Below are 19,845 nucleotides of genomic sequence, written 5' to 3' on the forward strand. Positions count from 1 at the left end.
CGGTTCATCCCCGTTAAAGGATGCCAAATGAGGGCCCCGATCTTTACATGGGGTCGAAATTAGGGTGGAACCACGAGTAAACAAGCACTCGTCCCTTTGCGGGATGCGTGCTTTTTTTATGCGCATTTCGCTTGACTTGATTTCAAAAATCAGGAAGGTGAGCACGATTGGCTATTCGAGTAACATTTCCAGACAGTGCCGTCAAACAGTTTGAAGCCGGAATTACAATTGAACAGATCGCAGGGTCGATTTCCCCGGGTCTAAGGAAAAACGCTATTGCGGGTAAAATTAACGGAAAGTTGGCGGATGTTTATTCGCCGCTGCATGCCGATGCTGCGGTTGAGATCGTAACGGTGGACAGCGCGGACGGCTTGGAAATTTATCGTCACAGCACAGCCCATTTGCTGGCGCAGGCACTTACGAGACTGTACGGGCAAGCAAACGTTAAACTGGGGATTGGCCCCGTTATCGAAGACGGGTTCTACTACGATATCGATATGGAACAGTCGCTCACGCCCGAGGACTTGGTGAAGATCGAAAAAGAGATGGAGAACATTACCGTACAAAATTTGGCTATCCGCCGCAGGGAAGTAAGCCGGGAAGAGGCTCTGGCGATATTTACGGAACGGGATGATCACCTGAAGCTTGAACTGATTCATGATCTGCCGGAAGATTCCGTTATCACTTTATACGATCAAGGTGAATTTTTTGACTTGTGCCGCGGGCCTCATCTGCCTTCCACCGGAAAAATTAAAGCTTTCAAGCTGCTCAGCATTGCAGGGGCCTATTGGCGCGGCGATTCCAACAATAAGATGCTGCAGCGCATATACGGCACTGCTTTTCCGAAGCGGGCCCAACTCGATGAGCACTTGTTCCTGCTTGAGGAGGCAAAGAAACGCGATCATCGTAAACTTGGCAAAGAGCTCGAATTGTTTATGTTTTCTGAAGAAGCGCCTGGGATGCCGTTTTACCTGCAGAACGGTATGCTCATCCGCAATCAGCTTGAAAACTTTTCCCGCGAGCTGCAGATGCGGCAAAACTATGAGGAAGTCCGGACACCGTTAATGATGAACCAGCGGTTGTGGGAGCAGTCGGGGCACTGGGATCACTACAAGGAAAACATGTACTTTACCGATGTTGACGATACCAAGTTTGCGTTAAAACCGATGAACTGCCCGGGGCATATGATCATTTATAAAAACCGGCTTCATTCGTACCGGGAACTGCCGATCCGCATATCGGAGTTCGGGCAGGTTCACCGTCATGAATTTTCAGGCGCTCTGAACGGCATGATGCGGGTGCGGACGTTTTGTCAGGACGATGCTCATATTTTTGTCCGCCCGGATCAGATTGAGGAAGAAATTAGCCGTGTGATCGCTTTAATTGACGAGATCTATGAAGTGTTCGGCTTCGAATATACCATTGAGCTGTCGACTCGGCCAGACGATTCCATGGGTTCGGAATTGCTGTGGAGCAAGGCCGAATCAGCCTTGCAAAATGTGCTGGACAGCCGCGGTATTTATTACCGGATCAACAAAGGGGACGGGGCGTTTTATGGTCCCAAGATCGACTTCCATATACTGGACGCCCTTAAACGGAGCTGGCAATGCGCAACGATCCAGCTTGACTTTCAGATGCCGGAGAAGTTTGAGCTCTCCTATATCGGTGAAGACAATCAAAAGCATCGTCCGGTTGTCATTCACCGGGCTGTATACGGCTCCGTCGATCGTTTTATTGGAATTTTGACGGAACATTACAGCGGACAATTCCCCGTATGGCTTTCACCCATACAAGTTAAACTATTGCCGGTATCGGATCACTATATCGACTATGCTTGCGAAGTGAAAAGCATTTTAAGCGGACACGGTATTCGAGCGGACGTTGATGCACGCAGCGAAAAGCTTGGCTACAAAATACGGGAAGCGCAGTTATCCAAAGTGCCGTACATGCTCGTGCTGGGCGAAAATGAAAAAACGAACCGATCTGTTTCCGTTCGTAAACGGGAGGAAGGAGATCTCGGAACGAGTGAGGTTCAAGCGTTTGTAGATCGCATTATCGAGGAAATTCAACTGAAAGTATTAAATTAGCGCCATACTGGCAGAGCTGCCGGTGTTGTGCCGGAATGTTGAGGACGTAGCCCCAGCTAATTCGCGGGGGAGACGTCCTCGTTTTACGAAAGCAATTATTAAAGAACCATTACTGTGATAATATGGGATTAATACAAAGGCTCAATACCGAAATCAGTATTTGATGATAACAGATTGCGATCGGACTGTAACTGGAATAAGGCTAGCCCATTACAGGGAGGAATATCTGTGGCAAATGACAATCATGCTCGTGAAGCAGCGTTCGCGACGAGAAAAATTGTAGCAGGACTTTTCATGTCGCTGGATGGGGTGGTGGACTCGCCCGCAAACTCGCCCCACAAGTGGATCAACGAACAATTAATGACCCAGATTGCCGCCGGCATCGCGCAGGCGGACGCCGTCCTGCTGGGTCCGGGTACGTACCGGCTGTTGGCTCAGTTTTGGCAGCACCAGAGCAACGACGTACCAATGGCTAATTTCCTGAACAATTCAACCAAGTATGTGGTGTCAAATACGGTGGACACGCTCGAGTGGCAGCCGGCGGCCCTGATCAAGGGCAATGTTGCCGAGGAGATCGCGAAGCTCAAGCTGCAGCCCGGCAAGAACATCCAGATCCCCGGCAGCCCCAGTTTGGTGAGGTCGCTGCTGCGCGATGGTCTGCTCGATGAGCTCAGCCTTAATATTTGTCCGGTCGTGGCAGGCTCCGGAATGCGCCTCTTCGACAATATAAACGATCAAGTGAACCTCGAACTCGCAGACTCGAAAATCTACAGTAACGGTGTGTTAGGGGTCACGTACCGGCCGGTGCGATCCGTCGACAAGTAGAACGATCCTGAAAAACCGTTACCATTACGGGTTGTTCTAGGATATCCAAACGGGCTCATAAATGCAAAATAAGAACTACTTCAGTTCCGTTCGATCATCGGAAGGTTTTTCGGATCGATCTACTCGGCACCATGCTCCGCTCCTGCATACAACCGTTCGCCGATAACCAACCGGCTAATCGCGGAAGCCCCCGTCGGAGTGGATGATTTGTCCTGTAATCCATGCCGCATCTTCCTTTATCCTGGCCGGATATCATATTGATGATCCGCCTGCCTGAAGGGTTATTGAAACGCCGCGCAAACTGGGCGCTGAGCAGGCACGCGGCGCGCACATTTACCGCATAATGGGCGTTCTGAAGCTTGCATCCAAGTTTTCATATCCGTCATGGGTTGAATGGGTTGCATTGTTGACTAAACTAAAATTCCATACCCGCTGCACGGACGCCTTCAAGCTGCAACAGCTCCACAAGACGCCCCGGCCAATCCCGGTCCTCGCCCCATTCCATCGCCCATTGTTTAACCTGCTTATCCCATACCTCCCTAACTAGATCACAATGATTGAGGAGGGAAGAGGGCGAAAATGAGTAGTGTCCCGAAACATTCCCGATTGCCCGGGATTCTCTCACCATGACGACGGGACCGTGTACTTGATATTCTTGTGAAGGATTCCGATGCAGGGGAATTGCCGATTAGCTGATTAGCTGCCGGGTATTCAATCATGAAATTGGAGGGTTATCGGATGAAGATGGAACAGATTACAAGGGGGCTGGCATTAACGGCGCTCTTGGGCGGTATCGCTCGGATCGGGATGGCGCCGAGCGCAGTCATTTGGGGAACCGACAGCCAGCAGGAACTCTATTTCGGATTCGTCGCTTGCTTGTTGATGGGGGTCGGTATTTTCGGCGTGTATCTGTACGAGGCGCATCGGCTTGGAATGATCGGGTTTCTATCGGTGCTTCTCATCTCGCTCAGCAGTACGCTGACGGCCGGATTAGTATGGTCAACAATGCTGGGGGTATCGGCAAGCAGCAGCGACTTTATCGCACCGATGCAAAATATCAACTCGCTTATGGCGCTGATTGGGATGCTCGGATTTTGCATTTTGACGTTACGAGCACGAATTTATCCGATTTGGACCGTTGTGCTCTTCTTGCTCTTCCCTGTGATATCCTTCATCCCGGTCGTGACAGATTGGGCAACCGTAGCATGGGGGCTCAGCTACATTGGCTTCGGCTATTATGTCCTGGCGAACAAGACGGTTAAAAATAGTTCCTATTTTGAGGCTTCGGTATAGCTGGCGGTTTGCTGTATGATAACTGAAGACGGCTTCGACGATTCCAGCTATAATTACAGATACAATAGCCGATGGAAGCTGGGGAAAGGATGATGAGTCGCCGTTTTCTGTTATTTTCCGTAACCATTGTTTGGTGGCTGGTTCTTGGATTGGCCTTGGCTGTCTTTGCCGTGTCCAAATGGGAAGGGTACGCTTCTCTCCAGATTGCATGCGAACAGCCGCTGCACTGCGAGAACCCGATGCGCTTAACTGAACATGCCGCGAATGATTTGGCCGCATACGGCATCACTGCTTCATTGTACAGCGCCTTGCTTATCATTTTCATGAGCATATCCAATCTCTCTTATTTTTCAGTGGCTGTTCTATTATACCATTATGGAAGACGGGATCCCTTCTGTCTGGCAGCGTCAATATTCCTGATCATAACGGGCACGATCTTCTGTACGGATCCGCTGGCGCTGCAGCAATCGCCGGTGCTGCTGTTTACATTCCACGCGATGGACGCGGCAGGATCCTTCTATCTGCCATTTTTATTCCTGTTTCCTGACGGGCGCTTCACCCCCAAATGGACGCTGATTCCGTCCGCGATTTGGGTGGGTGCCCAGTCGTACCGGTTTATTGTTCCGGAACATTGGGCGCAGCTGAATTGGGATCCCGTCTTTATGACGGTACTCCTATTGTCGACTCACGGTCCGTTCCTGCTCTCGCTCCGTGATCGAATGCGTCATACGATAACCGTCAAAGAACGACGGAACCTCAAGTGGTTCGCGATCAGTCTGCTGTGCTACGTCTTCGGCGGACTGCTGTTAGTGCTTCCTTATTTGCTGCAGGATGGGCTTGTGCAGCTCGTCGTGCAGGTGATATTTTTTGCAGCGTTGATGTTCTGGCCGGTCGCAATCGGAATCGGCGTGCTCGAGCACCGCCTTCAGAAATCAACTGTCGCGCTGCATCGCACGATCGTTTTTACAACACTGAGCTTTTTGATCACGCTGCTCTATGCTTTTTCGGTGGGCGGGTTCAGCATTCTGCTGCGGGGAGACAATGTTCTGGTCTCGCTTTTGGCCAGCGGCGTTATCGCCGTCCTCTTTCATCCGATTCATCTCGGTCTGCAGAGAGGCATCAATCGACTCGTTTATGGAGATCCGGAAAACCCATACCTGCCTTTGACGCGAATGATCGCTCAGGTGGAAACGATCGGGCGGGCGCAATCGGTTTGGACGGATATCGTGATCGGAATTGCGCAAGCACTTTCCCTCACTTACGCGTGTCTCTACACCGGGACCGGCGCCGAAAAGAAAGTCGCCGAATTTGGAGACCCGCACGAAATGAGCACGAAAGTGCCGCTTGAATGGGAAGGAAAGAACGTTGGAGCATTGGTCATCCATGCCGCGGAGTCGCTTAACAAAATGTCGATTGAACGGCTTGAGCTGCTGCATCATCTGATCCGTCAGATCAGCTTCGCCCTTTATGCGGAGCGGCTGAACGAACAGCTGAGGGAGTCCAAGGAGAGGCTTGTTCATACCCGCGAAGAGGAACGCCGCAGGCTGCGCCGCGACCTGCATGACGGACTGGGCGCTCACTTGGCGAGTATTCTGTTGAAAACCGAGGTAATCGCGGATCGCATGGAAAACAACACGTCCCTGCAGCGGCTCGTTACGGACGTTCAGGAAGGCATCGAGTCGGCAATCGCGGATATTCGTTCGCTCGTCTATGCGCTTAGGCCGCCGGTATTGGATGAGTTCGGACTGCTGTTTGCTTTGCAGGAGCTTGCTTTGCGGTTCTCGGAGGGTGGCAAAGAAGTGCGGATTATTGCCGCGCAGCCGCTGCCTCCCTTAAGCGCAGCGACAGAGGTAGCGATGTACCGGATTGTTCAGGAGGCAATTACCAATTCTTTCAGACATGGAGGGGCATCGCGTTGTCAGGTGGAATTGATGTCTTCAGATGGACTCCGCCTCACAATTGCGGACAACGGGAAAGGATTCGAAAGCCCTGTTTCCCCCGGTGTCGGGATCAGATCGATGAAAGAACGGGCGGAGGAACTCGGAGGATGCTGCCAAATCAATTCCACCGGACAAGGGACAACGGTTCAAGTGATGATTCCGGCAGCAAAGGAGGCGGCGGGCAATGGAGCGGACAGCTCAGGAAATTGAAGAGATGATCCGGATTTTGGTCGTCGACGACCATCCCGTTTTCCGGGAAGGACTGCTGTCGATTCTGGCCAGTGTAAAAGATTTTGAGTTCGCGGGAGAGGCGGCTACGGGCGCCGAAGCGATCGATATGGCAGAGGAGCAGCAGCCGGATATCGTGCTGATGGATATAGATCTTCCGGACTGCAGCGGTATCGAATCGATGCGCGAGATTCTGCGAATGAGCCCGCATATTGGAGTCATCATGTTAAGTATGATCGATGACGACGCTTCGATTTTCTCCGCCATGCGGGCGGGTGCTCGCGGTTATTTGCTGAAGGGAGCCCGAAAACGGGAAATCGTAAGAGCGGTATATGCGGCAGCCGACGGTGAAGCGATATTCAGCCCGGCGATTGCCAAACGGATGATCTATTATTTCGATTCGCAGCAGCATAGCGCACGGATTGATCTATTCCCGGAGCTGACGGCAAGGGAAAAAGAGGTTCTTGCTCTTCTCGCAAAGGGAAACAGCAATTCCGAGATCGGCACTCTGCTCGGACTGCGTCCGAAGACGGTCCGGAACCATATTTCGAACATCCTGAATAAATTACAGGTGACGGATCGATCCAAGGCGATCATATTGGCCAGAGAGTCCGGTCTGTAAAGCCGTTTAAAAGGAAAATGCGATGAACGTGCATTCGATTCAAGCTTGAATGTTGGACTGCTCCTTTATATGAGCAACAAGGGGATTCTCGTCATCAGCCATGAGCGGCATTTCATATATCGGTTGTGTTCGAACAGGAAGTGATGGAAATCACGAAAAAAGAGACCTTGCAAGGTCTCTTTTTTCGGAGAATCTCGTCCTCCAGCCAGAGTGTCGAGCAGCTCGCTTACTCGAGCTTGTCAGTAAACCGTGATCTCTCTCGGCGCACTGCGGCACTCTAATGTTCATCCATTCCGCGGCACAATCTGCCGGCGCGAGAATTGCTCGAAGCGTTACAGGTTGACGGCTTTCATGCCGGCTTCGTGATAACGGCTTCCCGCCGCGGCGCCTTGCGGAGCCGCTTCTTCGATGCGGGCGAGGTCCGCTTCCGACAGCGAGATGCCGAGCGCGCCCACGTTTTCTTCCAAATAGATTCTGCGTTTCGTGCCCGGAATGGAGACGATGTCGTCGCCCTGCGCAAGCAGCCACGCCAATGCAAGCTGAGAAGGGGTGCAGTCTTTTTCGGCGGCAATTTCTTCGATGCGGATGACAAGATCGAGGTTTTTCTGAAAGTTGTCCCCTTGAAAGCGAGGGGAGAAGCGGCGGAAATCGTCTTCGGCCAAATCATCGATCGTCCGGAATTGACCGGTGAGGAATCCGCGTCCGAGCGGGCTGTATGGGACGAATCCGATGCCAAGCTCCCGGCAGACCGGCAAAATCTCATCTTCCACATCGCGGCTCCACAGCGAATATTCCGTTTGCAGCGCCGTGATCGGATGGACCGCGTGTGCGCGCCGGATTGTTGCGGGAGCGGCTTCGGACAGCCCGAGGTAGCGGACTTTGCCTTCGCTCACAAGCTCGGCCATCGCGCCGACCGTTTCTTCAATCGGCACGTTCGGATCGACCCGGTGCTGGTAATAAAGGTCGATATAGTCGACGCCGAGGCGCTTCAGACTCGCTTCGCAGGCGCTTCTGACATATTCGGGACGGCCGTTGACGCCGAGGAAAGCGCCGTCCGCGCTGCGCATGTTGCCGAATTTGGTCGCCAGCACGACTTCGCCGCGCCGGTCTTTTATCGCTTGTCCGACCAGCTCTTCGTTTGAGCCGATGCCATACATATCTGCCGTATCGAGGAAATTAACGCCCAGATCCAGCGCCCTGTGAATCGTCAGCACCGATTCCTCTTCATCCCGGCCGCTGTAAAAGTCCGACATTCCCATACATCCGAGTCCCAGAGCCGATACTTCCAGCTCTCCGCCGAGCAATCTCTTCTCCATCGTAATCGCTCCTCTCATTTTGGACGCTTGTCCGCGTCCGGTTACGTCGAGACAACCATATTTTGGGATGAGTCCCATCTCCATTGTATTAAATGCCCATGCAGATGTACACCTCCGTACCATTCATCGATTCCGTTCACTTGCATCCAGTCTTTTTCCCCGCTCAAAACGACTCTGCCCAGCTCCGTTAAACGAACGGCACAGTTGCCGAATGACGGCGAGTGATTTTTATAATTTGGAAAAGAGGTTAGACCTTCGATATGGAGCAGGGGATGCGGACTTTGAGACATTTTCGCAAGACAGTGCCAATACTGCAGATCACCCATGCCAAGAACGTGAAGCCGATCCCCGGCTTGAGCGAACAGATTAAACGTCGTAAGCGGAGCGCGCTGCAGGATCTCCAGCGTCGTCTGCTCGACAATGCCGAGTCCGTTGTAAACGGAGGGGAGACGCGACAAATGGAGCTGAAAAGCGTCATGCACAAAGGGGAGGGCGGAGGTATCGGCTGCAAGGAGCCGCACAAGTTCGCCTGGTTCGGGCGAAGCGTACGCTTCCCACACTTGAGCGCCCAAATCGAGTTGCTCCTGCTGCACAGGGTGCCAAGCGCCGAGCAGTTGCTCCAGCTGTTTCACGGACAGCTGTCCCAAGCCGCGAAACGAATCGATGCCCGGAAACGAGTCGATGTTTAGCAGGCTCAGCTTCGTATGGCCAAGAGATTGTCCGGAAAACCAATGGAGCAAATAACAAAGCATCGTCTGGTCGAACAGATCGTATTCGAACCACAATACGATTTCCTTGTAGCGGCTGAAATCGGCCAGCGCCTTCTCCTGCGCTTCGCAGCCGGCAATGTATTCCCGGGCCGGAATTCCCATCGTCCGTTCCAAATATTGCGCCCGCACGGAACGGTGGGACTGCTGCGCGGGATCGTCAAATACCGGACCTTCAGAGTAGAGTTCTCTCCAGACGAGAATATCGCCCTGCACGACGGTTTGCCGCAGCTTGTCCGCGACGGAATCTCCGTTTACGATATGGAGCATGCTTCGACCTCCTTAATTGAAATGCTTCATAGTTCAATTAAAGCACACCGGCAAACTTTTTCAGAGTCCACGTTTAAAATTCTTTCATGATACCAAATTTTACAAAGACATTGCACGTATTTCGGGGGTATCGAAATCGACGGTTTCGCGCGTTACTTCCAATGATAACGGCGTCATTCACCTCGTCAACGACGATGAGCGCGGCGGGCAGCTGGCGGCCGAATTTATGCTGACGCTTGGCCTATCCAACATGGCGTTCATCGCAGGGCCTCAGGAACATCGAAGCCACTTTTTAAGGTTAAAAGGATTCCGGGAGAAATTGCATGGGCACGGCTATGAAATGGACGAGTCCCACATTTGCTGCTGGACACTTGAAGCAATCCGGGGCATCCGCCGATACGTTTCCTGTGCTATGGGACTCGGTAACGTTCAAAGGAAAAGTGTGGGATGATTTTCAGGAATAGGATTAAATGGAAAAAAATTCATAATCTCGCCGTCAACGGGAAAACGCTGTTTTATTTCGGCGGGGTGTGGAACGTGAACAACTGGGCTCAAGACACTTTCCATGACCAGCTCGGCAAAGTTCATGCGAAATGGGTGAATGAGCATTTTGGCATGATGCTTTACCCTGCGCGCAAAAAGGCGGCAAACCGCTTACGCTTTCCCACCCGTTCGATTATACCGTTTCTGCGCAAACGAAACACCCGGAGCTTGTGACGCGACTGCATGAAAGATCTCGAGGCGCAATTAAAGAACGAATCTCGGCGATCAACTGAAAAATCTCATAATGAGCTAAGCGGGCCTCATTTGATTGCTGTGTCCAATCGTTGGATTCGGTGACGCATAAAACAAGTGCCGAAATGCGAAATACGTTCAAATCCGCTTCCCGGTGTTTCCCGCCAGCATCTGCAGCAGACGCTCATCGACCTCTACAGCTTCGCGGGGAACGCGTTCCAGCTTGAAATCCGCCGCCAGCTCGGCGGACTTGACCGGCTCGGGCCGATCGAGCAGGCCGCTTAAGTAGGCCAGGCAGCCGATTACCGTCTCCGGCGGCGTGCCGCTCTCCCGGATGGCGTGAAGCGATACCGCACCGTGGCGCTTTGCCAGACGCTTGCCGTCACTGCCGTTAAGCAGAGGCACGTGGGCGAAGCGCGGAGGGGTGAGACCGAGTCCGTCATACAGATAAAGCTGGCGGGGAGTCGAATCGAGCAAATCGACGCCCCGAAGCACGTCCGTCACCATCATTGCGGCATCATCGACGACGACGGCCAGCTGGTAGCTGATGATGCCGTCAGCACGGCGCACGATGAAATCGCCGCCGGCACCGGCGGGAGCGGTCTGGTCGCCGGCGGCCTCGTCCCGGAAATGAACCGGCTCATCCGGCACTCGGAAGCGGAGCGACGGCGTCTTGACGCGCGCGCGTTCCAGTCGCTCCTGAGGCGACAGGCAGCGGCAGGTGCCGGGGTACTGCGGTCCCTCGGACGCCAGCCCGTGCGGCGCGCTGGCGACGGCAAGCAGCTCCGCGCGACTGCAGTAGCACGGATACAGCTTGCCTTCGCGTTCAAGCTTGCGCAGTGCCGATTCGTACAGCTCAAGCCGCTCGCTCTGCGTATAGGGTCCGAACGGACCTCCCGTATCCGGCCCTTCGTCCCAGTTCAGACCGAGCCAGCGCATATCTGATACAATTTGTTCCGCGAAACGGGGCTTGGATCGCGGTCGGTCGATGTCTTCCATTCGCAGGATGAATTCCCCGCCGCGGCTGCGGATTAGCAGCCAGGCCAGCAGCGCGGTCCTTGCGTTGCCGATATGCATAAGCCCCGAAGGCGTCGGGGCAAAGCGGCCGCGAATCAATCGCATCCTCTCCTTTTATGTATCCATGTTCCCATGGTATGATAACGGTCTAAAGAGACCGAATAATAGAGCCGAAACTTTGCGTATGGCTGCGGAAATATTTTTCCCGGAAAACAGGGAAGATGAGCATGAACCTGCAAAAGCGACACGATAATGATAGCATGCCTTTTTTGGACGGCGCAATTTGATCGGATAAGGTGCTTCATCGTAAGCTGCACCTGAGCAGCATATGAGCTGTGCCGGAACAAATAGAGAAGTATGAATAGCAATGACGCTGTGATCGGTAACGGGAGGAACGAAACGGGTATGATTCGAGTGATGGCGATGACGAAACAGCAGGAGCTGCTCAAAGATTTGAAGCTGGCGGATCTGGAGACGTTGGATAAGGAATGGTATTGGGTTGATTTCGACAACCCGGACGAATACGAAATTCAGCTGCTGGACAGCTATTTTCACTTTCATCCGCTGGCGATCGAGGACTGTCTTCATCTGCTGCAGCGGCCCAAAGTGGACCATTACGGGGATATCCATTTTTTCGTGCTTCATTCCATTGATCCCGGAACGCTCCATGTGAACGAAGTGAATGTGTTTCTCGGACCGGACTTTGCTGTGACGTTTCATTTTCATCCATCCTTTGAGATCGATGATGCATGGAAGCATTGTCCTTTTCCTGCCGAACATGCCGCCAGAGGGCATTTGTTTGCCGTTTATTTCGTCATGGACAAGCTTGTGGACCAATATTTTCCTGCCGTTTATGAGCTTGAGGATACGCTGCTCGATATGGAAATCGGGAGCGGCCATTTGGCGAGCCAGACGGATATGAACGATATTTTCAACATCCGGTCGCGTCTCCTCCGTCTTCGCAAAACCGTTGTGCCGATGCGCGATTTGCTGTACCGGATCATAAGCATGGGAGAGATTCCCGGCATGAAGGAACTGGCGGCTTTTTTCCATGACGTGTACGACCATCTGCTCAAGCAATCCGAAACGATCGAAGCGAGCCGCGAGATGACCGCCGATCTGCGCGACAGCTTCATGTCTTATAACTCCAACCGGATGAACCTGATCATGAAGACATTGACGGTCATCACGACAATCTTTATGCCGCTTACTTTTATTGCCGGTATTTACGGGATGAACTTTGTCAACATGCCGGAGCTGCAATGGCAGTGGGGTTATTTCGCAGTGCTCGGCGTTATGCTGCTGGTCGGGTTTTCCATGTATGCGTGGTTCCGCCGCAAGGGATGGTTTGAATGATTTCGATCAGGGGTCAATATGAAAAAAAAGGAGGCGGCGCAATGAAATCACTGCCGATTGACGGCGTGCTGCCGCAGCTGCTGAATGCGCTCCGGGAGCGGCGCAATGCGGTGCTGGTGGCGCAGCCCGGCGCAGGCAAAACGACGCGGGTTCCGCTCGCGCTCCTTAAGGAAACGTGGCTTGCCGGACAGCGCATTATTATGCTGGAGCCGCGCCGGCTTGCGGCGCGCTCGGCCGCACGCTACATGGCCGCCGAGCTCGGCGAGCAGCCGGGAGGAACGGTCGGCTACCGGGTGAGAATGGATACGAAGGTCGGGCCGTCGACCCGCATCGAGGTCGTAACCGAAGGCGTGCTTACTCGGATGCTGCAGGAGGATCCCGCCCTTGAGGGCGTCGGAGCGGTGCTGTTCGACGAATACCATGAGCGCCATCTGCACAGCGACCTTGGGCTGGCGTTATGTTTGCAGACGCAATCGCTGCTGCGGGATGATCTGCGGCTGCTCATTATGTCGGCGACGATTGAAGCGGAGCCGGTTGCGGAGCTGCTCGGAGATGCCCCGGTTATTGAAAGCACTGGGCGGCAGTATCCGGTGGAAACGAGGTATAGGCCTCTCGGTCCGGGCAAAAGGCTGGAGGAGGGAGCTGCTGCAGCAGCTCTTGAAGCGGTGCGTGAAGGGGACGTGCTCGTGTTTCTGCCCGGAATGGCGGAGATGCGCCGTACCGATACCGAGCTGCGCCGGCTCGGTCTGCCGGATGGTGTGAAGGTAGCCTTTCTGCACGGCAGTCTGCCGCTGCAGGCGCAGGACGAAGCGATCGCCCCTTGCGGACCGGGAGAACGAAAAATCGTGCTGTCCACCTCGATCGCGGAATCGAGCTTGACGGTGGAAGGCATTACTGCGGTTGTGGACAGCGGGCGGATGCGCGTGCCCCGATTCTCGCCGCGCACCGGCATGACGAGGCTGGAGACGGTCGCCGTCTCGCGCGCATCGGCCGATCAGCGGCGGGGGCGCGCGGGAAGGCTCGGCCCGGGAATTTGCTTTCGGCTCTGGTCGCAGCAGCAGCAGCTGCAGCTGCCCGCATCCGGAACGCCTGAGCTGCTGGAGGCCGATCTTGCGCCGCTCACGCTGGAATTGGCGGTCTGGGGCGTGCACGATCCGCTCGAGCTGGCGTGGCTTGATCCGCCGCCGCAGGGCGCTTATGCGCAGGCGCGGGAGCTGCTGCGCTCGCTCGGCGCGCTGGACGAGAGCGGCCGCGTGACGCCGCACGGCCGCCGCATGGCCGCGCTTGGCGGGCATCCCCGCCTCGCGCACATGGCGCTCGCATCCGCGCCGCTCGGCTGGGGCGATGCCGCATGCGAGCTGGCCGCGCTGCTTGGCGAGCGCGATCTGCTGCGCGGCGAGCGCAGCGCGGACATCCGCCTGCGCCTGGAAGCGCTGCGCGCATGGACTCGCGGCGGCGCGGCCTCCGGCCGCACGAGCGAACCGGGCTTCGCCGCGGCCGCTGCGAAGACGGCGGCGGAGGCGCGGCAGTGGCGCAGGGCGCTCGCGCAGCAGCTCGGCGCCTCAGGCTCCGCTGCCGTCGGTGGCCCGGCCACCGACGCTTCCCCTGCATCCCCTGCATCTGATGCACCCGACGCATCCATCGCACCCGACGTCTCCGCGGGATTCGCTGCACCTGTCGCACACGCCGCATCGGCCGCATCTGTTGCTCCCGCCGCATCGCGTGCTTCTGCGTCACCAGGTGCATCCGCGGCATCCGCGGCAGATGCCGCCGCCGGCGCTGACGGCAGCGGCGCATCAATGGCCCGCGCTGCGTCCGCCGAGCCGCCTTGGGGCTTGCTGCTTGCGCTTGCCTATCCCGACCGTATCGCCCAGCGCAGGCCGGACGGACGCTTTTTGCTCGCGAACGGACGGGGGGCCGCGCTTGCGCACCTGCAGCCGCTCTCGCAGGCAGCATATCTCGCCGCTGCCGAGCTGGACGATTCCGGCACGGAAAGCCGGATCGACCTGGCCGCGCCGGTATCAATTGAAGAGCTGGAAGAAGCGATGGAGACAAGGTTTCAAACCGAAGAGACGGTTGAATGGGATCGTGAAGCCGGAGCGGTTCGAGGACGGAGGCGGGTGAAGCTGGGAGCGCTTGTTATACGCGAAGTGCCGCTGCATCGTATGAATCCGGACGAGGTCGCAGACGCACTTTTGGACGGAATACGCCAGGAAGGGATTGGGCTGCTGCCTTGGAGCCGGGGGGCAAGACAGCTTCAGGAGCGGATCATCGCCATGCACAGCGTGAACGGTACCTATCCGGATGTGTCGGATGAAGCTCTTTCTGCAAATGTGGGGCAATGGCTGGCGCCTTTCGTTCACGGGATGAAAAGCCGGGAAGATCTGCGCCGGCTGCCGCTGACGGATGCGCTTGAGTCGATGCTTGACTGGCCGCAGCGGAGGGAGCTTGACGAGCAGATGCCGACTCATATTACCGTGCCGAGCGGTTCGCGCGTGCCCGTAGATTACAGCGATCCGGCCGCGCCGGCGGTTGCGGTGCGGCTGCAGGAAATGTTCGGCATGAGGCAAACACCCCGGCTCGGCGGCGGACGCCTGCCGCTAACGCTTCACTTGCTGTCCCCGGCCCGCCGCCCGGTTCAAGTGACGCGGGATCTGGAAAGCTTCTGGAGCAGCGTCTATTTCGAAGTGAAAAAAGATTTAAAAGGTCGGTATCCGAAGCACTATTGGCCGGACGACCCGCTGTCAGCCATTCCGACCAGCCGCGCCAAGCCGAGGACATAAGCCGCATTGAATAGGATCGGATTTTTTCATAAATGTCGGAAGGAGGTGACCGGATGGCTGTTGCGCTGTTTACACTATATATTGCCATTATTAATATTGCCGCTTTTGCCATGTTCGGGAGCGACAAAGCGGCCGCACGCAAAAACCGCCGCCGCATCCCCGAGAAACGTCTGTTTCTCGTCAGTGCGGCCGGCGGTTCCATGGGTGCGTTAATCGGCATGCGGATTTGGCGCCACAAAACGAAGCATGCTTCGTTCACGATCGGCATTCCGCTGCTGCTCCTGCTCAACTTGGCGCTTGGAGCGCTGTTCGTACGAAGCTTGTTATAGCCGGTGCGTTATTTGCGGCTTTCGGTCGTTTGCCCGCCCGCAAGCTCGCGCACCTTAAGCAGGGCGCGGCGCGAACCGAGCTGCTGGTCTTCGTCGCCTTCATATTCAACGGTAAGCCAGTCTTCGTAGCCGGAGAGCTGCAGCTGATCGAACACGTACCCGATATCAACCGAGCCTTCGCCGGGTACTTTGCCGGCAAACCGCTCCCCGTTAAGCGCCTTGAACGCCAAGCCTTCATAATTTTCCGGCACTTTCACGAAATCTTTCACATGCACATGCGACAGATAAGGGAGCAGCTTGACGATCGCTTCCGACGGATTGTCATCGACAAGCAGGAAGTTGCCCATATCGAACGTGCTGCGCAGGGCGGGGGAGTCCACCTGCTGAATGATTTCCAGCACCTGGTGCGCCTTGCCTGCAAACACGCCGTGATTTTCCAGGCAAAGCGCAATTCCTTTCGCTTCCGCGTAAGCTGCCGCTTCCTTCAATCCTTCCGCAATCCATAATTTGGCGTCGTCGTACGAGACGCCTTCTTTACGGTCTCCGGCAAAGACGCGGACGACACTCGCGCCGAGCGCGGCGGCACGATCGACGGCGGTGCGGATGTCGTCCACCTGCTGCCGGCGTTTGACTTCATCAGGCTCTGCAAAGTTATTCCCCGCTCCGAAGCAGGCCAGCTTCAGTCCGTTGCGTTCCAAAGCTTCCTTGACTCGGTCCAGTTCATCATCATTTTTCCAAAACATATTAAGCAGCTCGACGCCTTCAGCTCCGGCTTCGGCGGCAAAAGCGATGAAATCCTCATTGTTCCATGTTCCATCATACAAATATTTGTGGCAACTCCATATGCTCAGTGCCGGTTTCATGTTACGTTTCCTCCTTTGATTACCGTCAACGGAATGCCCGGATGAATTCGACCGCTTTGCGGATGTCTTCCTCGGGTTTCGTGCCGACCTCGCGTTCGATCGTCAAATACCCTTCATATCCGATTTCCTGCAGTGCGGCAAAATAAGCGCTGAAATCGACTGCTCCTTCCCCGAGCGGAACCTCTTCGAACGCGTTGCCCGAGGAAGCCATTTCGGAGATCGCCGCATGGTCCAAGCCGTTTCCTTCGAAGCCAAGAAAACCGTACACTTTGCGCGGATCGATCGGCCTGCGCCGGATGCCGTCCTTGACGTGCGTATGGACGATATAGTCTTTTAGCGTGCGGACGCCCTGTACCGGATCGTCGCCCGTCACCATGACCATATTGGCGGGATCGAAATTGACCGATACGCCGTTCGTGCTCAGCGTGTCGAGAAACGCCTTCAGATGGGCGGCCGGCTCCGGTCCGGTTTCGATCGCAAAATAAGCGTTCATGCTTTTGGCGTATCGTCCCAGTTCATCGCACGCTTCCTGCATCGCGGCATAAATCGGACCGTTTGCATCGTCCGGAACGATGCCGATATGCGTCGTCACAATGGGCGTTCCGAGCTCGACCGCCAAATCGAGGATCCGCTTGGACTTTTCCACCTTGGCAAGATTGGCGCCCCGGTCCTGGAATCCGTACCCGCCGAGGTCGCCGCACAGCGCCGAAATTTCAAGCCCGAGACCGTATATAAACTCCCGCAGCTCTTTCCGTTTGCCGGGGGAGAGAGCGGCCGGGTCCATTTCTCCGGATACGGCATAGATTTGAACGCCTTCCGCGCCGACCGCCTTCGCTTTCTTTAATCCCTCGGTAACGCCGATTCCGAAGCTGTCTACGATGACGCCGATTTTATTGGACAAATTCATCTATCGCACATTCCTTTCCTGATCAAGCGGTAAAATGGTGAGTATACTGCGCGCGGCTTGCCGGCTGCTAAAAGTGAATTTCCTTGCCGATTGCCGCCGATTCATAGATCGCGGTCAGCATTTTAATGAGTTCAACGCCGTCCTCAACTGGACTGAGCGTCTCCTTCAAGCCCCGGCAGCTGTCGGCGAAATGGGCAATTTCACGCCCGAACGCCTGCACAAAATCAAAGGACAAATGATCGACCTGAGGGGTGATGTTCATGATCGTATCGTGGCGCTCGGTCACGATGCGCAGCTCGGGCTCTAGCTCCGCGCCGCCCTTGTCGCCAAACAGCTGTACCGAAATCGAATCCTGTTTCGCATGCAGCGTAAAACTGACATCCACAAACAGCGACGCCCCGTTTTCGAAGCGGATGAGCGCATTGGCCAAATCTTCCACGTCATTGCGCTCGGCGTCGTAATCGGCTGCTTTGTAAAACGATAAGTTTTGGATGTTGGAGCGGTTGCCCAGCTTGCGGTATGTATTGCCGCTCACGCTTTTTACTTTCGGACGACCCATCAAATACCAGCACGCGTCAATGATATGAACGCCGAGATCGATCAGCGGACCGCCTCCGGACCGTTCGCGGTCGGAGAACCAGCCGCCCGGATTGCCGAGCCGCCGCAGGCAGCTCGCCTTTGCATAATAAATGTCGCCCAGCTCACCCGCGTCCACAAACCGGCGTACGACATCCGTGTTGGAGGCGTACCGCCGTACAACGCCGACTTGAAGCAGCTTGCCGGAACGGCGGACGGCGTCCTGCACGCGCAGCGCTTCCTCGACCGTTTTGCAAAGCGGTTTTTCGCACAGCACATGTTTGCCCGCTTCAAGGGCTGCGATGCTGATCTCGGCGTGCGTGTTGTTCCAAGTACAAACGCTGACGGCCTCGGCATCGGAGCTTGCAAGCAGCTCGCGGTAATCGGTGTACACGTTCGGAATGCCGTATTTGGCCGACGTTTCCTGCGCCCGCTGCTCGTTCAGGTCGCATATTGCTACCAGCTCAATGTCCGGGTTGGCCGCATAAGCTCCCAGATGCGCACCCGATATGGAACCTGCGCCGATCACTCCGACTTTCAATTGACTCATTCGCCTGTGCCTTCCTCTCCTGCGGTAAGTTTGCTGCCGCCTCGCGTTGCTGCCGAGATTAGCGGCATGACCTATTTGTTCATCTTCATTAAAAGGATGTGATATCATGATGTTTGAGATAGCTTTAATTTACCATGCAATATTCGGGTCGTGAATGTACAGAATGCCAACCTGCATGGACTATATATTCATTTCAACAAGATTTTGACCGTTCCGCCCTTTAATGAATTGAATGATCCTGAACCAATCTGCAATAAAGTAGACATCCGGTATTTCCGTCTTAATACAAAATCAAACCTGCTTAAACATGATTATGATCGTCTGGTTACCGGGGAATGAGTAAACGAAAGGCTATGAAAAATTCTTGAACATAAGGGTCCCAAAAACGTTGATGAATTAGAATCTAAAGCAGCTGATTTTTCTGAAGAAATTCAATAAACATCATAACAAGAAGACGGCATGCCGAATAATTCTCGGATGCCGGTTTCTCAACTAACGGGTACGATTCTTTAATACATTTGGCATAAAAGTTATACTGATAAATGATGTGAATCAATCACGTTCGGGAGGGAGTATTATCTTTTTCAATACAATAAATTACCTAAAGTCAGGGAATGAAGTTCAGCGCCGAGCCTATACAGTAATCAAAGAACTCAACGTTCTCAATGACCTGTCTAGGTATACACCTACACTATGCGGTACCATTCCAATTTCTATTGACGTAGAGGGGTCTGACCTCGACATTATTTTAGAGGTATATGATTTCGAGTTTTTTAAAAATGAACTCTATTCACTTTATGGAAACTTAGAAGGGTTTGTTTTAAAGGAGTTAAGCGTCAGAAGTGTGCCAACAATCGTGTCAAACTTTCGTTTTGGTGGCTTCGAATCGGCACATGATTATTGAAAATCACCTTTTAATATTGAACCCCCATATAAGAACAAAAATTATTAGCCTTAAGGAAAAAGGCATAAAGACAGAGCCGGCATTTGCTCAAGTTTTCGAATTAACAGGTGACCCTTATGATGAACTTCTTATTCTTGGAAGTAAAATTGGCATCATCAATTAAGCCAACGGTTACTTTAGTGAAATAGCGCAGCGGCAGTCTGGACTCTCGTCATTGACTGCCGCTGCTTCTTTGTTCAATGTTAGTCTAAAAAACTAATTTCTCTAAAGGCTGGTGATTGTTTGATGCCAAAATCCACATCAGATCAACAACGCCAGTCTGGAACTTATTTTCTCTGATCACCTGCGAGCTCCACTCCAACCATGATTTCCTCTTGGTCGGCAATACGCGTGCAGCTGCCCTGGCTGGTGCCGCATACCCGCTGCATGATGATCCCCGCCGTCCGCGACCCCTTCCATGAGAACGACGCGGTTTGG

16 protein-coding genes and 1 pseudogene are annotated in these 19,845 nt (G+C 54.5%); 11 read left to right on the top strand and 6 right to left on the bottom strand.

Annotation, left to right across the window (positions count from 1 at the left end; translation table 11 throughout):
• Window positions 1-167: 167 nt before the first annotated feature.
• From thrS to VN24_RS21425, 5 genes are all read left to right on the top strand, one after another.
• Window positions 168-2,087, top strand: coding sequence for a threonine--tRNA ligase (gene thrS, locus VN24_RS21405; RefSeq protein ID WP_045672085.1), 1,920 nt, complete (start codon window positions 168-170; stop codon window positions 2,085-2,087).
• A 228-nt stretch (window positions 2,088-2,315) separates the two neighbouring features.
• Complete coding sequence (locus tag VN24_RS21410) at window positions 2,316-2,912, top strand: dihydrofolate reductase family protein (protein ID WP_052703073.1); 597 nt, start codon at window positions 2,316-2,318, stop codon at window positions 2,910-2,912.
• Between the two features lie 738 nt (window positions 2,913-3,650).
• A complete protein-coding gene (locus VN24_RS21415; protein WP_045672086.1) occupies window positions 3,651-4,205 on the top strand; it encodes a hypothetical protein in 555 nt (184 codons plus the stop codon).
• A gap of 92 nt (window positions 4,206-4,297) precedes the next feature.
• Window positions 4,298-6,355, top strand: coding sequence for a sensor histidine kinase (locus tag VN24_RS21420; RefSeq protein ID WP_158453694.1), 2,058 nt, complete (start codon window positions 4,298-4,300; stop codon window positions 6,353-6,355).
• Window positions 6,330-6,995, top strand: coding sequence for a response regulator (locus VN24_RS21425; protein WP_202967399.1), 666 nt, complete (start codon window positions 6,330-6,332; stop codon window positions 6,993-6,995). Before VN24_RS21420 ends, VN24_RS21425 begins: the two co-directional genes overlap by 26 nt.
• 332 nt (window positions 6,996-7,327) lie before the next feature.
• Here the strand turns inward: VN24_RS21425 and VN24_RS21430 are convergent, their stop codons facing one another.
• Window positions 7,328-8,311 (bottom strand): aldo/keto reductase, encoded by a 984-nt coding sequence (locus VN24_RS21430; protein ID WP_045672088.1) that lies wholly within the window; start codon window positions 8,309-8,311, stop codon window positions 7,328-7,330.
• A gap of 41 nt (window positions 8,312-8,352) precedes the next feature.
• The gene (locus VN24_RS21435) at window positions 8,353-9,348 is read right to left on the bottom strand and encodes a DUF1835 domain-containing protein (RefSeq protein ID WP_045672089.1); all 996 of its coding nucleotides are present in this window, start codon (window positions 9,346-9,348) and stop codon (window positions 8,353-8,355) included.
• A 16-nt stretch (window positions 9,349-9,364) separates the two neighbouring features.
• On the opposite strand from VN24_RS21435, the gene VN24_RS28730 reads away from it, so the two are divergent.
• Both VN24_RS28730 and VN24_RS21445 read left to right on the top strand, forming a co-directional pair.
• Window positions 9,365-9,799 carry a LacI family DNA-binding transcriptional regulator gene (locus tag VN24_RS28730; RefSeq protein WP_045672090.1) on the top strand — a complete coding sequence of 145 codons (435 nt, stop codon included), beginning with the start codon at window positions 9,365-9,367 and terminating at the stop codon, window positions 9,797-9,799.
• Window positions 9,796-10,065 carry a hypothetical protein gene (locus VN24_RS21445; RefSeq protein WP_045672091.1) on the top strand — a complete coding sequence of 90 codons (270 nt, stop codon included), beginning with the start codon at window positions 9,796-9,798 and terminating at the stop codon, window positions 10,063-10,065. Before VN24_RS28730 ends, VN24_RS21445 begins: the two co-directional genes overlap by 4 nt.
• A gap of 156 nt (window positions 10,066-10,221) precedes the next feature.
• On the opposite strand, the gene gluQRS is transcribed toward VN24_RS21445, so the two are convergent.
• Window positions 10,222-11,205, bottom strand: coding sequence for a tRNA glutamyl-Q(34) synthetase GluQRS (gluQRS, locus tag VN24_RS21450; RefSeq protein ID WP_045672092.1), 984 nt, complete (start codon window positions 11,203-11,205; stop codon window positions 10,222-10,224).
• A 300-nt stretch (window positions 11,206-11,505) separates the two neighbouring features.
• Here gluQRS and corA point away from each other — a divergent pair, with 300 nt between their 5' ends.
• Genes corA through VN24_RS21465 form a run of 3 tightly spaced genes read left to right on the top strand, consistent with a single transcriptional unit; the run spans window position 11,506 to window position 15,568 of the window.
• Complete coding sequence (gene corA / locus VN24_RS21455; protein ID WP_045672093.1) at window positions 11,506-12,456, top strand: magnesium/cobalt transporter CorA; 951 nt, start codon at window positions 11,506-11,508, stop codon at window positions 12,454-12,456.
• Between the two features lie 41 nt (window positions 12,457-12,497).
• Window positions 12,498-15,239 carry an ATP-dependent helicase HrpB gene (gene hrpB, locus VN24_RS21460; protein WP_045673551.1) on the top strand — a complete coding sequence of 914 codons (2,742 nt, stop codon included), beginning with the start codon at window positions 12,498-12,500 and terminating at the stop codon, window positions 15,237-15,239.
• Window positions 15,240-15,292: 53 nt separating this feature from the next.
• Window positions 15,293-15,568: a DUF1294 domain-containing protein gene (locus tag VN24_RS21465; protein ID WP_045672094.1), complete on the top strand. Its 276-nt coding sequence runs from the start codon at window positions 15,293-15,295 to the stop codon at window positions 15,566-15,568.
• Between the two features lie 8 nt (window positions 15,569-15,576).
• On the opposite strand, the gene VN24_RS21470 is transcribed toward VN24_RS21465, so the two are convergent.
• From VN24_RS21470 to VN24_RS21480, 3 genes are all read right to left on the bottom strand, one after another.
• Window positions 15,577-16,431 (bottom strand): sugar phosphate isomerase/epimerase family protein, encoded by an 855-nt coding sequence (locus tag VN24_RS21470; RefSeq protein WP_045672095.1) that lies wholly within the window; start codon window positions 16,429-16,431, stop codon window positions 15,577-15,579.
• 25 nt (window positions 16,432-16,456) lie between these two features.
• Entirely contained in the window at window positions 16,457-17,338 is an 882-nt protein-coding gene (locus VN24_RS21475; protein WP_045672096.1) for a sugar phosphate isomerase/epimerase family protein, read from the bottom strand.
• 67 nt (window positions 17,339-17,405) lie between these two features.
• Window positions 17,406-18,464, bottom strand: a complete 1,059-nt coding sequence (locus tag VN24_RS21480; RefSeq protein ID WP_045672097.1) for a Gfo/Idh/MocA family protein — start codon at window positions 18,462-18,464, stop codon at window positions 17,406-17,408.
• A 577-nt stretch (window positions 18,465-19,041) separates the two neighbouring features.
• On the opposite strand from VN24_RS21480, the pseudogene VN24_RS21485 reads away from it, so the two are divergent.
• A pseudogene (locus VN24_RS21485) lies at window positions 19,042-19,531 on the top strand (DUF4269 domain-containing protein).
• The last annotated feature ends 314 nt before the right edge of the window (window positions 19,532-19,845 follow it).

Source organism: Paenibacillus beijingensis (assembly GCF_000961095.1).
Taxonomy (GTDB): domain Bacteria; phylum Bacillota; class Bacilli; order Paenibacillales; family Paenibacillaceae; genus Paenibacillus_O; species Paenibacillus_O beijingensis.